This is a genomic window from Flavitalea antarctica, from assembly GCF_054461535.1.
Genome location: NZ_JBTLQG010000009.1, coordinates 22581 through 37921, shown reverse-complemented (window position 1 = coordinate 37921; position 15341 = coordinate 22581). Strand labels below are relative to the sequence as shown.

The 15341-nt window shown below is 45.5% G+C and carries 10 protein-coding genes; 2 read left to right on the top strand and 8 right to left on the bottom strand.

Annotation, left to right across the window (positions count from 1 at the left end; translation table 11 throughout):
• Positions 1 to 99: 99 nt before the first annotated feature.
• Positions 100 to 348 (bottom strand): hypothetical protein, encoded by a 249-nt coding sequence (locus ACX0G7_RS10910; protein ID WP_458923500.1) that lies wholly within the window; start codon positions 346 to 348, stop codon positions 100 to 102.
• Between the two features lie 209 nt (positions 349 to 557).
• On the opposite strand from ACX0G7_RS10910, the gene ACX0G7_RS10905 reads away from it, so the two are divergent.
• Complete coding sequence (locus ACX0G7_RS10905; protein ID WP_458923499.1) at positions 558 to 1715, top strand: glycosyltransferase; 1158 nt, start codon at positions 558 to 560, stop codon at positions 1713 to 1715.
• On the opposite strand, the gene ACX0G7_RS10900 is transcribed toward ACX0G7_RS10905, so the two are convergent.
• The 3 genes from ACX0G7_RS10900 to ACX0G7_RS10890 all read right to left on the bottom strand — a co-directional run bounded on the left by ACX0G7_RS10900 (position 1700) and on the right by ACX0G7_RS10890 (position 5321).
• Entirely contained in the window at positions 1700 to 2188 is a 489-nt protein-coding gene (locus tag ACX0G7_RS10900) for a SixA phosphatase family protein (RefSeq protein WP_458923498.1), read from the bottom strand. The genes ACX0G7_RS10905 and ACX0G7_RS10900 overlap by 16 nt on opposite strands.
• Positions 2189 to 2656: 468 nt before the next feature.
• Entirely contained in the window at positions 2657 to 3292 is a 636-nt protein-coding gene (locus ACX0G7_RS10895; protein WP_458923497.1) for a response regulator, read from the bottom strand.
• A gap of 181 nt (positions 3293 to 3473) precedes the next feature.
• Positions 3474 to 5321 (bottom strand): amidophosphoribosyltransferase, encoded by a 1848-nt coding sequence (locus tag ACX0G7_RS10890; RefSeq protein ID WP_458923496.1) that lies wholly within the window; start codon positions 5319 to 5321, stop codon positions 3474 to 3476.
• Between the two features lie 111 nt (positions 5322 to 5432).
• Between ACX0G7_RS10890 and ACX0G7_RS10885 the strand changes: the two genes are divergently transcribed.
• Complete coding sequence (locus ACX0G7_RS10885) at positions 5433 to 5648, top strand: hypothetical protein (protein ID WP_458923495.1); 216 nt, start codon at positions 5433 to 5435, stop codon at positions 5646 to 5648.
• A 571-nt stretch (positions 5649 to 6219) separates the two neighbouring features.
• Here the strand turns inward: ACX0G7_RS10885 and ACX0G7_RS10880 are convergent.
• The 4 genes from ACX0G7_RS10880 to infB form a co-directional block, all read right to left on the bottom strand.
• Complete coding sequence (locus tag ACX0G7_RS10880; protein ID WP_458923494.1) at positions 6220 to 6861, bottom strand: response regulator; 642 nt, start codon at positions 6859 to 6861, stop codon at positions 6220 to 6222.
• Between the two features lie 10 nt (positions 6862 to 6871).
• The gene (locus ACX0G7_RS10875; protein WP_458923493.1) at positions 6872 to 10453 is read right to left on the bottom strand and encodes a PAS domain S-box protein; all 3582 of its coding nucleotides are present in this window, start codon (positions 10451 to 10453) and stop codon (positions 6872 to 6874) included.
• 238 nt (positions 10454 to 10691) lie between these two features.
• Positions 10692 to 12065: a peptidylprolyl isomerase gene (locus ACX0G7_RS10870; protein WP_458923492.1), complete on the bottom strand. Its 1374-nt coding sequence runs from the start codon at positions 12063 to 12065 to the stop codon at positions 10692 to 10694.
• Positions 12066 to 12246: 181 nt separating this feature from the next.
• Positions 12247 to 15273 carry a translation initiation factor IF-2 gene (gene infB / locus ACX0G7_RS10865; RefSeq protein WP_458923491.1) on the bottom strand — a complete coding sequence of 1009 codons (3027 nt, stop codon included), beginning with the start codon at positions 15271 to 15273 and terminating at the stop codon, positions 12247 to 12249.
• Positions 15274 to 15341: the final 68 nt, after the last annotated feature.

Here is a 15341-nt window from a genome sequence, read left to right as displayed (position 1 = left end):
TTCCTTAACCGTAAAAAATTTCGGGTATTGTTAGACATAGCATGACTGTAAACTCAGCCTGTTACCATTAACTGAGAAGTCACGACTAAACCAGCGGAATCAGTTCTTATTACAAATAAACTCAAAAGGCTTCAGATCCTTTTGCTTGATGATGCGCTGGATGACAGTTGAATCATGAATAATCCTGAATTTATTCATGTCAAAAATCTCGTGGGCAACACAAAACTTATCCATGGTCTCGAAGCTGAGCAGCAGTTGATTTAGCTTTTCGAGCTCAAACTCCATCTCATCGTTGTTCAAAAATTCGTCCTTCACAAGGACAAGCAAATCTCGGTTTGGTGTTTTCATTTCTTATTAGGATTTTCAGTAACCAACAAAGCCTTTATTTAACCCACAACCACATTTCTTGGATGTACCGCCGGTCCCACGACTTGCGCTGCAGCTAGCTCCGAGAATGCTTATGAAAAGGAAAATGATAATCAGATTTAATTTACCTTTTTTCATAGATGATGGTTGTTCTAAATTAAACTAATTTAATTATAAATTATTATACCAGTTTGGTTAAAAAACAAGAATATCCGGCAATTACAAAAAAACACCTAGCGATTATCGCCCCCCTGGACTGGGGACTGGGCCATACCACTCGTTGCATTCCCCTAATCAGGGAATTGCAGCAAAAGAATTTTGAAGTCGTAATTGCCTGTAATTCAAATCAGAAATTGATTTTACAAGCTGAATTTCCCGATGTTGAATTTGTATACCTTACCGGTTACGGGCTTTCGTACGGTCGTTCGGGGTGGAAAACTGTTCTGAAGTTGATTTTGCAGCTACCAAATATTTTGATCGCAATCAAGCGGGAAAATCGACAATTCAAACGCATTTTAAATCAATTCACCCCAAATTTAATCATTTCAGACAATAGATATGGCGTTTTTTCCTCATCTATCCGGTCGATTTTTCTTACCCACCAGGTGAAAATCATCACGGGTGCCGGGAGAATAGCAGACCTTGTCGCTACATCTTCCACTCATCGATGGATAAGCAAATTTACGGAATGCTGGGTGCCCGACTTCGAAGGTCCCCAAAACCTTGCTGGCGGCCTCTCTCACCCTCCGGCAATTCCCTCATTCCCGCTAACGTATATTGGTCCCTTATCGCGTTTTGAAGATTGCGCTGACGGTTTAGTAAAAGGATATATCCTTGTAATTTTATCGGGTCCGGAACCACAGAGGAGCATCCTGGAAGCTATACTTCTAAAGCAGCTTGAGCTCATCCCGGGGAAAGCTATTGTTGTGCGCGGACTCGCTGATCAAACAGTGAGCCCCCCGTCTACCCCGAACATCACTGTTCTCAACTTTGCCGACAGCAAGCATTTGAACCTGCTTATTTGTGAAGCCCGGGTTGTTATCTCGCGTTGCGGTTACACGTCCGTTATGGACATGTTTAAGCTCGGCAAGAAGGCTATTTTTATTCCGACTCCCGGCCAGGCCGAGCAGGAATATCTTGGCAAATACCTGGGCCGCGAGAAACTCGCAGTAATTGCCAACCAGCATAAACTGGACCTTTCTGCTGCTCTCGCAGAAGTGGCGGCGGTAGCTCCCGCCGGGCCACTGTCTATGGAGTTATATAAAGAGGTGATCAGTCAATTGAAAACGGAGCTGGATTCGGCAGCGGCCGATTCAATAAACAGCAGGCAAACTCAAAGTTTCGGGTAATCGAAAAAGAGATATTCCTTTTTGGCGGCCCTGAACTCTTGCCAGTCGTGTATATCACAGCTGAGGGCAAACACCGCGCAGGTAGGCATATCGTCTATGGTCACCGCCGTCAACTTATTCACAAAAGCGGTGATGCCGGGATTATGCGAAAACACGATAATCGTGGAGGCCGAAACAGGCGCTTTCCGGATGACTTCAAAAAAAGCCTCGGGCCCTGCATCATACAGCTCTTTTGCTTCAACGATGTTTTCTTTGGGAGCGTCCAGCGTTTTCGCAAATAACTCTGCGGTTTTTATGGCTCTTTTAGCCGGAGAAGTAATAAACAGGTCCGGAATAATATTCCGATGCAGAAGTTTTTGCGCCATTATTGGTGCATCTCTTTTACCCCTGTCGTTCAGAGGTCGTTCAAAATCAGGCACCGAAAAATCCTCCCAACTGCTTTTGGCATGTCTTACGATCAATAATTGTTTCATCCATTCGTCTTTTTATCCTTTCCTCTATCTAATTCCGAACAAGCTGGCCGGTAACGGCTACTGCTTCAGTGCCTTTAGGGTAATGCGGCCCGCACTAAAAGCCGGAGAACGAATGCAAAGCAATCTCCGCAACGTGCCCTGACATTATTAAATGCAAATAGGGGGAAGTAAATTCCCCCTAAATTTAATAAGTTTCGATCAAAGGATTTGAAATTAGACAGGCCTGTCATATGCATTCGGTTTCTCATAGGAAGCTAAACGGTCGGCTAAGCACTATGGAAACAAATTACCTGCCAAACTACCTGGCGTTAGCTTTTCTTGACACTGATCAAGCCTTGAAATTCAATGTAATAAACGCAAGCTATCAGGTATGCCCAAACGAAATTGTTAAAACGGGGTGTTTAGAAGAGGACCGCTGCTTAAGGTCAGGATAAGTTTGCCGTTATGCATGCAAACAGCAATACAGAATTACAAGCCGCTTGCATTGATATAGTTGATCAGCGAAGCGGTGTTTTTTACCTTTAATTTCTTAAGAATATTATGCCTGTGAACCTCTACTGTTTTTATGGAAATCCCAAGTTTGTCTGCGATTTCTTTGGATGACAACCCATCCCTGATCTGGTTTATGACTTCCATTTCACGTTCAGAAAGCTGGTTGAGACCTGCCGTAGTATCTTCATCACCAAGCATCTGGTCAGACAAAATATTTTTAACTTCCTGGCAGATATAGATGTTGCCCTTATTCACTTCAGCAATGGCATCGAGCATTTCCTGGCGCGGTGAATTTTTTGTGACATAACCCCTTGCACCGAGCCGGAGCATCTTTTTCGCATACGCTGGTTGTGAATGCATGGATACCCCGATGACCTTTGACCCTGGAGAAAGTTTGCGTATCATCTTGAGTACATCGAAACCGTTAAGCGGACTCATATTTATATCCAGTAACACTATGTTGGGCCTTTTGTCTCTTGCAATTTCGATAGCAGTTTGCCCGTCTCCCACTTCAGCTATCACATCGAAGTTCTCATTCCTGCCTAAAAGAAACGACCAGGTTTCGCGGATTAAAGTATGATCATCAACAATAAGAACGGAGATTTTAGCCATAGCAACGTTTTTCAAAACAGAATTGTAAAAACTACTCGTACATCAAATATACCTGTCAAACCAATTAAAGGTTCAGGATAAATGATAACTCTTAGGACGGGCACGGGGAAATGCTGCAAGCTTCAAGTGGCTTACATCTCAGGGTAAGTTAGGTTTAAAAAAGAAAACGGGGCTGTCGATTTTAATATCCGCGGATATTTTTTCCTTCCATAAAATTCATAAAGGCTTTGTTTACCACCCTGTTACCACCCGGGGTCGGATAGTTTCCCGTGAAGTACCAGTCGCCGGTATTGGTAGGGCAGGCCTTGTGTAATGATTCAATGGTTTGATAAATAACCTGGACCGGGATATCCAATGATTTCGGAGTAATGAGCTGGGCTATTTTGTTAGAGATATCTTCCGGGGTAAATGGCTTGTATACCTGCCTCACGACATTTTCAGTATGCAACTGGCCCATGCGGCTCAACTCTTTACATTTATCATATAATTCCTGCAGGCAGTCTTCCTTACCCTGTTCCTTCCACAGCTCAATGGCAGCCCTGAAGGCAATGAAGTCACCCAGTTTGCTCATATCGATACCATAACAATCAGGATACCTGATCTGGGGTGCCGAAGACACCACGATGATTTTTTTAGGTTCCAAACGGGAAAGCATGCGGATAATGCTTTGTTTAAGAGTAGTTCCCCTCACGATAGAGTCGTCAATAACTACAATCGTGTCTTCATTTTTATTAACGGTACCATAGGTGATATCGTAAACGTGTTGCACCATTTCATTGCGACTCACATCTTCAGTGATAAAGGTGCGCATCTTAACGTCCTTGATGGCGATTTTCTCGATCCGGATCTTACGGTTGATCATCTCTTCGAGCTTCACAGGATCGATGTTATTGCCCCATGACAGTATCTTTTGGATCTTGACTTTCGCAAGGTAGTCATCCATGCCCTTCCACATCCCGTAAAAAGCTATTTCGGCAGTATTGGGAATAAAAGAGAAGATCGTATTTTTTACATCCTGGTTGATTGCTGTGAGCACCTGCTCGGTAAGCAGGTTACCAAGCTCACTTCTTTCACGATAGATTTTTTCATCACTTCCCCTTGAAAAGTAAATCCTCTCAAAACTGCAGGCGCGGCGTTCTTTCGGTTCGATTACCTGGTCAAGGGTATATGAACCATCAGCTTTAACGATGATGGCCATGCCTGGCATCAGTTCTTTTACTTCGTTCTCTCCTACATTAAAAACCGTTCTGATAGCTGCCCGTTCTGATGCGGCAACAACAACATCATCCGAAACATAATAGTAAGCGGGCCTGATGCCGTGACCATCCCGAAAAACGAATGAATCTCCATTGCCAAGCAGTCCACCTACGGTAAACCCACCATCAAACAGGGGTACAGATTTCTGCAAAACCTGCAGTACATCCAGGCAACCAGGGGTTTCCTCGTCAGTAGTTACGAGGAAATGATGGATAACTTCCATCATGGCCGCCAGATCACTTTGTTTTTGAAACTCACCCGGGTCAACATTGATGAGACCGAAGAGCTCATCTGTATTCACCAGGTTGAAGTTCCCTGCCAGCGCAAGGTTACGGGCGGGTATAGTGTGTCTTTTTATAAAAGGATGGCAGAATTCAACTTTGTTTTTGCCCTGCGTTCCGTAACGGAGATGCCCCAGCAGCAGCTCGCCCAGGAAGGCGATATGACCTTTCATCAGGCCAGCGTGTTTCGTAATGTCCGACTGGTATTTTTCCAGTTCGAGCACTTCATTATTGATCTGGCTGAATATATCAACGATGGGCTGATTTGCGCTGCTTCTTATGCGCTGAAGAAAAGGGTAACCAGGTTCTACGTTTAACTTTACCGCGGCGACCCCGGCGCCGTCCTGGCCCCGGTTGTGCTGCTTCTCCATGAGGAGGTACAGCTTGTTCAATCCCCACATCACGGTTCCGTATTGTTGCTGATAGTACGAGAATGGCTTACGTAAACGAATGAATGCCAGACCGCACTCATGTTTTAATTCATCACTCATTTGAGAACCTTGTTGTAGAAACCTTTAAAGAAAGCGCAAAGTTAATCCAATATTTTTATTGATTGCTTTTTCGGCGGATTTGCGGGTGACAATTAACAAATCGCTTTCGGGTTGTCGTTCACTTGGTACCTCACGACACGGGATGGGCCTGAGGTGGGTCTGATTGCCACTGTGATTCCTCCCGCGGACCAGGGTTTTATTGCCAGTCCGGGCGGGCGGGAGGAATCGAAGGTGGCAGATCAGACCCACCTCAGGCCCTCCGCGCTCGTTCCAACTGTCGTTCTCTGGCAGGGATATGCGATGAGCAAAATTATATTCACCATTTAGTTGATGCCGGCAATTGGGCAATTATTCCATAAAACGGAAAGTTCCAGGCACCGGAAGGCGTACCGCGGGATCCCAAAAGTCAATCTTTTAAAAATGGATTAAATCCGTGATTTGTGCTGGCAATGTGCACAGGGCCAATTATAGATTACAAACCTGAGGGCAATAGAAGAAGACTGGTAAAATTTGTTAGGAATGACTGCATATCTGCATATCTCCCCAAGTGAATGAACGAGCAGGAGACTGGTTGTTTGGTTTTTGGTCCTGCCCCTCGGAGCGATGAAGCAACAAAGAAATGGCAGTGAAGAGACGATGAGGTCAGGCGACGAAGAATCAGAAAGTAGAGCTGGCTTGCTAAACAGCAAACCAGCACTCTATCAGCAATCAGTACAATAACTTCAGTCAATTAAATAACTTCAGTCAGTGAGATAACTTGAATCAATAAAATAACTTCAGTCAATTAAATAACTTTAGTCAGTGAGATAACTTGAATCAATAAAATAACATCATTCAGTGAAATAACTTTAGTCACTGAAATAACTTCAGTCAGTTGAATAACTTCTGCCAGTAACCGTTAAATATATGTAGCAGAATTATTCATAAAATTCACCAATGAAGCAGAGTTCTTCAGCTTAAGCTTCTTGAGGATATTATGACGATGAACCTCTACCGTCTTCAATGAAATGGCCAGCACCGCGGCAATCTCTTTGGATGATTGTCCTTCTTTGATCAGGTTGATGATCTGGATCTCCCTTTCTGTGAGCGCGTTTACATTTGGCGCATCGCTGTTCTCTTCGAGCACCTGGTCAGAGATGTTATTCTTGATCTCCTCACAAACGTATTTGTTGCCGTTATGCACTTCCATGATCGCTTTGATCATTTCTTCCTTAGATGAGTTCTTGGTAACATAACCTTTGGCGCCTATCTGCAGCATTTTTTTTGCATAGGCTGGTTGCGAGTGCATTGAAACACCGATCACCTTCGACATAGGCGACACCTTCCTGATCCGTTCAGTGGCCTCAAAACCCGATATCGGCATCATGTTGATGTCCATAAGCACGATCTGGGGTCTTTTTACTCTTGACATTTCGACGGCCTGTTCTGAATCACCACACTCAGCAATTACTTCAAATCTTGAATCATTGTTAAGAATATAACTCCAGGTCTCACGGATCAACTTATGATCATCTGCAATCAATACACTAATCTTTTCCATATTTTGGTTTTTACTCGTTTATGATGGGTATGTGAATATTCAGCGTACACCCTTTCCCAGGGGCTGTTATTAGATTTACTTCGCCATTAAAAAGTTCGGTGCGGCTCGAAATATTCGCCAGACCTACGCCTCGTTTTGATTTGTTATTTTCTTTATCGAAGCCTTTGCCATTGTCGCTAATAGTCAGATCCACAATTGAACCATCCACCATGAGTTCGATGATCAGGTTGGTTGCTTCCGCATGCTTAAGAACATTATTCACCTGCTCCTGTATAATCCGAAACAACATCAGTTGTTGTTTTTCATTGATCAGAAAGTCGATGCCTGCCGTATAATAAAACTCAGCCTTTAGTCTCTTGGTGGCCCTCACATTCTCCATCAGGTCTTTAATAGATTCAATGATACCCAAGTCACCTATACTGGGTGGTACCAACGATCTTGAAATGGCCCTGATCTCGTTGATTGCATCAAATATATTTTCCGTACTTCTTGCAATCAGGTTCAGCCTCTCTTTTTCATCACTCCTTGCAAGTTCAAGGTAAAGTTTTGCCGTAGATAAAATCTGGTTAACGTTATCATGAAGCTCTTTTCCGATCTCTGCCCTTTCTTTTTCCTGCGCATCTACCACGGCCTGCGCAACCAGTTTTTGCCTGTCCAGTTCCTGCTTGAGTATCTGTTTTTCCAGTTGTTTCCGGTCAGTGATATCCTGCATCGAACCGATCACCCTGGCGACCTGGCCTTCCTGGTTAAAGATCAGGTATCCCCGATCACAAACCATAGCATACTGCCCGTCGGCCCGGATAAAACGGTATTCGGCTTCCCAGTGTTTGTGGGTTTTGCTGAGTATAAAATTATCAAAACTCTGCCGAACTCTATCCCGGTCATCTTCATGGATCCTGGAGGTCCATTCAGAAAGCGGTCGCGGCGAACGGACTGTCCTGTGCCCGAAGATGTTCGCATAACCTTCGCCGTGATATACTGAGTCTGAGGAAATGTTATAATCCCAGATGGCATCGTTGGTTGCCCGGGTAGCGAGCAGGTAACGCTCGTTGCTGATACGTATCCTTGAATCGGCCTTTTTGTTCTCAATGATAACCCTCAGAAGGTTCTGCACCCTGTCCAGGATCTGAAGCTGCATTGGTGTTGGCGATGCTGCATGCCTGTAATAGGCGGCAATGGTAGCCAATACTTCATTCTGTGCAGTCAGGATCGGGAATGACCAACATGCATTTAAATCATGGGCAGAAGCCAGGTCACGATGATCGGCCCATAACGGATCTGTACTGATATCGGATACGATCACATTGCTTTTTGTGAACATCGCGGTTCCACAGGAACCCACCGCCGGACCGATATGAAGACCGTTGATTTTATCGATAAATTCTTTTGGTAGTTTGGGAGCAGACATATGCCGCATGGACACTCCGTCATCGTCCAGGGTAAGGACAGAACAAAGCATACCCGGGAAGATCTGCTCAAGTCCTTCCAGGAAATGTTCAACGGTTTCTTTTAGCGTTGTGAGCTGATGCGCGTTCTGTTCGAGTACACGTTTCTCAAGGGCGAGCAGATTTTCCTGGTTTTTCCGGTAAGTTATGTCCCGGAGATATATAAACAGGCCGTCACTGAAAGGGTATGCATTTGACTCAAACCAAAGGTCCAGTGCCGGAATATATTGCTCGAAACTGACAACTGATTTATGGAGAATGGCATGTTTATAATTGTGAAACGCAATCTGGTCGGCCAGGTAAGTGTTCAGCGTGGTGATGTTCCTGCCAACTGCGTAGGATTGGCTAATACCCGTGATGGTTTCGATCACCTTGTTCCACAGGGTAACTTCAAGGTTGTTATCGACAGCAATAAAGCCATCTGTTATACTATCGAGAATACCGGTGATTCTTTCCGAATATTCCCTGATCTGCCTGGTAGTTTCAACAAGCTTTTCACGAGCCACTTTTTGTTCGATAATGTCGATCATCGAAGCCACCACTCCGTCAGGAGGGCCGGATTCTCCTTTGTAATAAAGCGGTTCCGTATTCAAAGTCAGCCAGGTAATTTCCCCGTCGCTTTTATAAACGCCCATGGTGACGTCTTTTACCCTCTTCCCTGTTGTTAGTGTAATCATTGCCGGAAACTCGTGAAGCAGAAACGCTGAACCGTCTTCTTTGACAACCCGCAGATCAGGCTGTCGAAGAACGTCTCCAGGGCCTTTTCCTCTTTCAAGCTGGAACATTTGTTCTGCCGCATAATTGCAGGCAACTACCAGCCCTTTGCTATCATGCATCACGATGCCTTCAGTCAGGGAATTAACAACAGATCGATAACGTTCCTCGGAAGCTGCGAGGGAGTCCAGGGTTTGCTTTAACTCCGTAATATCTTTCGCAAACACGATCCCGGTAAATGACTCATCTCTCTTGTTCCGAAGATATTTCGCGGTGATGTTGAACCAACGATCGTCTGCACCTGGAACTGATACCCGGTAAATCTGACTCGCCTCAGGTTTCCTGGAAAGCCTGGCGTTCCCGAGTTCTGACTGAAACCGTATCCTGTCTTCGGGATGAATGATGTCAGCAATCGACTGTCCGACTATTTCCTTGCCTGGTAAACCAAGTGTTCTTTCAAATTCGGGTGATACGAAAATGATCCTGTTATCGCCATCGAGCTTGAATATGATTTCAGAAGTGTTTTCAATAATTTCTTTTAGTTCGCGGTGTGCGGACCTTAGCTCCAGATTTTTTTCGTGGATGGCCAGATCGACCTTCTTTTGTTCGGAGATATCCGTTATCCGCTGACTGAAACCTTTGGGTTTTCCGTCCGGAGAATAAATAGGGGTAATTTTAGAACTAAACCAGCGTGTTTCTTCATGACCCGTCAGTTGAAAATCGCGATAACAGATTTCATTGTTTGTAAGCGCCTTTTCAAAGTCATGGATGAAGTTGCCTGTAAGTTCCGGATTAAAGTGATATGCGTCCCTCAAGGATTTACCTACATAGTCTCTGGGCATCCGCTGCAGCAAAACATCGTTATTGCACCATAACTTTTTGAAGTTTCCATCAGAGTCGTATTCAAAAACGACATCATCGAGAGAGGAAACTACCCGGTTCAATTCGTCGCTGCTCCCGGGTACATTTCCTTCGATTGATTTCGGAGTATTGCTATCAGTTCTTCTTTCAGTGACTGACTGGAAAAACTCGACCGTAAGGAAGTCAGCCTGAGATTTGTGCCTGGTGATTTTGAGCTCGTAAGAGTAGGCATTTTCGATCGACAGGGAAGCGTGGGAATAATAAAATGACTCGTTTTCTACGAAATCCATCAGATCACTCACTTCTTTAAATGTGTCCCTGCTAACGAAGTCACTGAATAGAGCATGCTCAAACGGCTGGCTTTTATCAAAAATTGAAACCAGGGCTGAATTGGCATAAACCGACCTTAGTGTCCCAGGTTCCAGGATGCAAAGTGGGTGTTCCAGGTTCTCATAAAGCAGGTGGGCCCACTTCAACAGGTCAGCATACCGATCATCATAACCGGCGGGACGATCCCGCGGGGCGGCGGGATTGACAGTAATCCCGGATATCAGATGATCGGCATTATTCAATATATTAGATTTTGCTTTCAGGGAGAGCGTCCCCAAGTGTAAATACTTATGCAAGTAACCGAAAAAACGTTTTGAAGACCAGTCGTACGAGTTCTTATTTTCCCGGTTTAGGGGTTTACATATACATGAATTAAAAAAATTTCATACAAGACTTAGCCCGGGCCTCATAAAAATAAAAACGCCCGGACGATCCACGTATTGTGAACAGCGTCCGGGCGTACTATTGAGTAAAATTTATTTAAAATCCTGACTTGGATGCGTACTTCAACCAGGGGCTCAGCGTTTCGCAATTCGCGAATTCCGGGTCGATCATCAGGTAATAATTAGAAATCTTGGTCGTAAACCATCTCTCGATGATATCCTGCTTTTTGTATTCTACAGCTCTTTGTGCAATCCGGTTATAATCATCTTTAAGATTTTCACGGTGTGGTTCGGAGCGGGATTTCAGGAATGCAATCCGAACCCCTTTTTTCCCTCTGTCGTCAGTAAACACAACAGGTTTTGAGATCTCACCGGTTTTCATATCCTTAACCAGTAGAGCCATGTCTTTGCTGAGCTGGTCATAGGTAAGATAAGTTCCGTTTTGTCCCTGCAGCATACCGGCCGTAAACTTTGCATTCTCATCTTCACTGTATCTCTCGGCTGCGGCTCCAAAAGTAAGAGTACCGGCAACCAGCTTGGACCTGATTGAATCCAACCTCTGCATGGCTCCGGTTACTTCAGCTTCTGTAACCTTGGGAACCCTGAGGATATGCCTTACAACCGCATCGTCCCCTGCCCGGGTAACCATCTGAATAATATGATAACCAAACCTGGATTTAAATACAGGCGATATTTGTTTCTCTTTTAATCTGAAAGCGTTACTTACAAAAGTCGGATCGGCGGGCTGACCCTCGATAGTCTTTTCCGCCCGGTTCGTGGTATACCGTCCTCCGGTATTTTTGCTACCGGGATCATCGGTATAAAGGCCGGCAAGTGTCTCGAATGTAGCCTTGCCGCTTTCAACCTGTTGTTTATAATCCAATAACTCATCCTGCGCAAGTTTTTCCAGCTCGCGGCTGGCCTTAGGATAAAGAACAATCTCCCCGATTTCAACTTCCGATTCGTAAAATGGTAAACTGTCTTTGGGGATCTTATCCCAATAAGCCTTTACTTCCTGGGGGGTTATCTTTACTCCATCTACAATCTTATCCCGCATACGTTCAGCGAGTTTTCTTTCCTTAAATGACTGGCGAAGGTCTTCCTTGATCTGGTAAACTGTTCTTCCGGCAATTTCTTCCAACGCTTCTTTACTACCATACTGGCCGATAAACCCTCTCACCTGGTTATCCAGCAATGACTCTATCTCTCCGTCATCGATGATTATACTGTCTTTTTCCGCCTGCAGCACCAATGCTTTGAGAGCAAGGATCTGCTCCATAATAAAACATTCCGCGTTGGGAGGAACCGGTTCGTTCCTTCTTTGCCTGTCCTGGATATCGTTGTAAACGTCAGATTTAAGGATGATCTTATCACCTACTATACCAACAATTTTATCCGCAACCACGGGTCTCTGGGCAGAAGCTGTAGCCGCAAATAAAACGGCGAAAAAAATGAGAGCAGTTTTTTTCATATTCGGTATGCAAATTAGGGAAAAGGAATCTGGTTGGGTTGATGAATTTCAGTTTTAACAAAAAGAATCCCGCACGTGCGGGACATGTGCGGGATTGTCATAATTTATTTTATTGAAAGATTTGATAAAGGAAACCGGGGCCAGATATCCCGCTATGCAGCGATGTTTGGTGTTGCCCTGATCAGAGGGTTCTCTTTACTTCTTCTTCTTCGTAAGCTTCGATAATGTCACCTACGCGGATGTCGTTGAAGTTCTTGATTGTCAAGCCGCACTCCATGTTGCTGGCCACCTCTTTAGCATCATCTTTGAAGCGTTTGAGCGATTGAAGTTCAGCACTCTGACCTTCACCCTTTGGATATTCAACGATACCATCGCGGATGATCCTGATCTTGGAGTTCCGCTGAATCTTTCCATCAAGCACATAACAACCGGCAACTGTTGCCTTGTCGAACTTGAAGACGTTCCGTACTTCCACATTTGCGGTGATCTTCTCCTGGATCTTAGGTTCAAGCATACCTTCCATGGCACTTTTGATCTCTTCGATCACGTTGTAGATAATGGAGTATGTCTTGATCTCCACGCCTTCGCCTTCCGCGAGCCTTGCAGCCTGTGCAGAAGGACGCACGTTGAAACCTACGATTACGGCGTCAGAGGCCGTTGCGAGCAACACATCAGACTCAGTGATGGCACCTACTGCCTTGAGGACTACGCTGATAGCTATTTCTTCTGTTGATAATTTCTGTAATGAGTCACTCAGCGCTTCAACAGATCCATCCACGTCACCTTTGATGATCAGGTTAAGCTGTTTGAAGTTTCCGAGTGCAAGACGACGGCCGATCTCATCAAGTGTGATGTGTTTCTTGGTCCTGATACCCTGTTCGCGGAGGATCTGGGCACGGCGGTTAGCCATTTCTTTTGCTTCCGCTTCATCAGCATAAACCTTGAATTTTTCACCTGCCTGCGGGGCACCATTCAGACCAAGTATCAAACCTGGTGAAGATGGTGGCGCTTTGTCGATCCGGTTGTTCCTTTCGTTGAACATCGCTTTAACACGACCGTAGAACTGACCGGAAACAACGAGGTCGCCAGCTTTCAGCGTACCGTTCTGAACAAGTACAGTCGCAACATATCCGCGTCCCTTATCAAGGGTTGCTTCCACTATGGTACCGGATGCTTCCTTGTTAGGATTCGCTTTCAGTTCAAGTAATTCCGCTTCCAGCAGGATCTTTTCAAGGAGCAGGTCAATGTTGAGGCCCTTCTTGGCACTCAGTTCCTGGCTCTGGAACTTTCCACCCCATGATTCCACGAGGATGTTCATTCCTGCCAGTTGCTCGTATATCTTTTGCGGATTAGCTCCGTCTTTATCGATCTTATTCACAGCAAAGATCATTGGAACGCCTGCCGCCTGTGCGTGGCTGATGGCCTCTTTCGTTTGAGGCATCACCGCGTCATCCGCAGCAACAACAATAACTGCCATATCGGTCACCTTGGCTCCCCGTGCACGCATGGCCGTGAAAGCCTCGTGACCCGGTGTATCCAGGAAGGTGATATGTTTGCCATTTGGCAATGTTACCTCATAGGCACCGATATGCTGGGTGATACCACCCGCCTCACCGGCAACCACGTTGGCGCTCCGGATATAATCGAGCAATGAGGTTTTACCATGGTCAACGTGACCCATGATGGTAACGATCGGCGCTCTTGGCACAAGTTCGCCTTCATCTTCATCATCGTCCTCGTCTTCCATCTCGAGTTGTTTTTCCATGTCGATGAATTCGACATCAAATCCAAACTCAGAGGCAACAAGTTCAATAACTTCCGCGTCGAGGCGCTGGTTGATGGAAACCATCAGTCCGAGGCCCATACACTTACCGATAACTTCAGAATAACTTACGTCCATCAGGTTTGCGAGTTCGCTAACACTGATAAACTCAGTCAGTTGCAGCTTGTTATCAGTCATATCATCGCCATGGCTGTCTGACTGCTCGTCACGTTTCGCACGACGATATTTTGCTTTAAGGCTTTTACCCCTTCCGCCGGAACCGGCAAGTTTTGCCTGCGTTTCCCGGATCTTATCCTGGATTTCTTTTTTATCGATCTCTTTCGCTTCTCTTGGAGTAAGCGGAGGTCTGTTTCCACCTTGTCCCGGACGATTGTTCGGACCACGGTTAGGACCACCTGGTCCACGGAAGTTTCCGCCGCCCTGCTGACCGCCCGGACCACCTGGTCTTTGGGGCTGACCCTCAGGCTTCTTGAACAGGTGCTGAGCTCTTTGTTGCGGAGTCTGCGTATCCTTTCTTTCAATAGGAATACGTTTTCTCTTACGCTTTTCTTCGCCGGGTTTTGGCCGGTTATCATTTTCTGTCGGAAGCGTGATTTTTCCAAGGATTTTTGGTCCTTCGAGTTTTTCCGCCCTGATGTTGGTAATAACGGGGCCTGCTTCAGAATCCTGAACATTCGGTGCATCTTCCTTAAAGGCCGGAACAAGCACTTCAGCAGGTTGAGGCAGGGGCTTTACCACTTCAGTTGTTTCAGCGGGGGCTTCAACAGCCTGTTCTGCTGCCGGAGCTTCCGCCACTGGTTGCTCTGCTGGTCTCTCGGCAGGGGCTTCCGCTGCCGGAGGTGCCGCTTCTTCCTGTTTCTTGATTATCGTCTTCCTTGGACGGGTAGATGAGTCTATAGCAGAAAGATCTATCTTATCAAACACTTTCGGTGTTTCCAATTCCGGAGTAACCATCCTGGTAATTTCAGGCTCATCAGGTTTTGGTTCGGCCTTAAATTCCGGTTCCGGGGCTGTTTCAGCCACGGGCGCAATTTCTGGTTCGCGGACAGGTTCTTTCACCTCTTCGGCAACCGGCTCCGGCACTTTTTGTATTACAGGCTCCTCTTTCGGCTTAGGCTCTTCTTTTGGTTTCTCTTCATCAGATTTTTTGAAAATCTTATTGAAAGTAACCGCCTCATCTTCTTTCTTCTTCTTGGCTTCCTGGCTTCCTTTAGGCAGATCGATCTGGTCGCTCTTCAATTTGGCGACTTTATCACCCGCAAACTCCTGCTGGAGTGCGCGGTACATATCTTCCGACAATTTAGACGTTGGTTTCAGGTCATCCTTGTCAAATCCTTTGCCGAGCAAATAGTCAACCAACGTTTCTTTACCTACGTTGAACTCTTTGGCCGCGGCCATTAATCTGGGTGTTGTTGTTTCAGCCATTCGTATTTATGACAATTTTATTTGTGTGTTTGCTGCTAACCGCCGCATTTTCATGCGAAAAGCTTACC

Excerpts from the sequence above, each read along its gene's own strand:
- ACX0G7_RS10910 (WP_458923500.1), bottom strand. The coding sequence starts at position 348 with ATGAAAACACCAAACCGAGATTTGCTTGTCCTTGTGAAGGACGAATTT.
- ACX0G7_RS10900 (WP_458923498.1), bottom strand. The coding sequence starts at position 2,188 with ATGAAACAATTATTGATCGTAAGACATGCCAAAAGCAGTTGGGAGGAT.
- ACX0G7_RS10895 (WP_458923497.1), bottom strand. The coding sequence starts at position 3,292 with ATGGCTAAAATCTCCGTTCTTATTGTTGATGATCATACTTTAATCCGC.
- ACX0G7_RS10890 (WP_458923496.1), bottom strand. The coding sequence starts at position 5,321 with ATGAGTGATGAATTAAAACATGAGTGCGGTCTGGCATTCATTCGTTTA.
- ACX0G7_RS10880 (WP_458923494.1), bottom strand. The coding sequence starts at position 6,861 with ATGGAAAAGATTAGTGTATTGATTGCAGATGATCATAAGTTGATCCGT.
- ACX0G7_RS10870 (WP_458923492.1), bottom strand. The coding sequence starts at position 12,065 with ATGAAAAAAACTGCTCTCATTTTTTTCGCCGTTTTATTTGCGGCTACA.
- infB (WP_458923491.1), bottom strand. The coding sequence starts at position 15,273 with ATGGCTGAAACAACAACACCCAGATTAATGGCCGCGGCCAAAGAGTTC.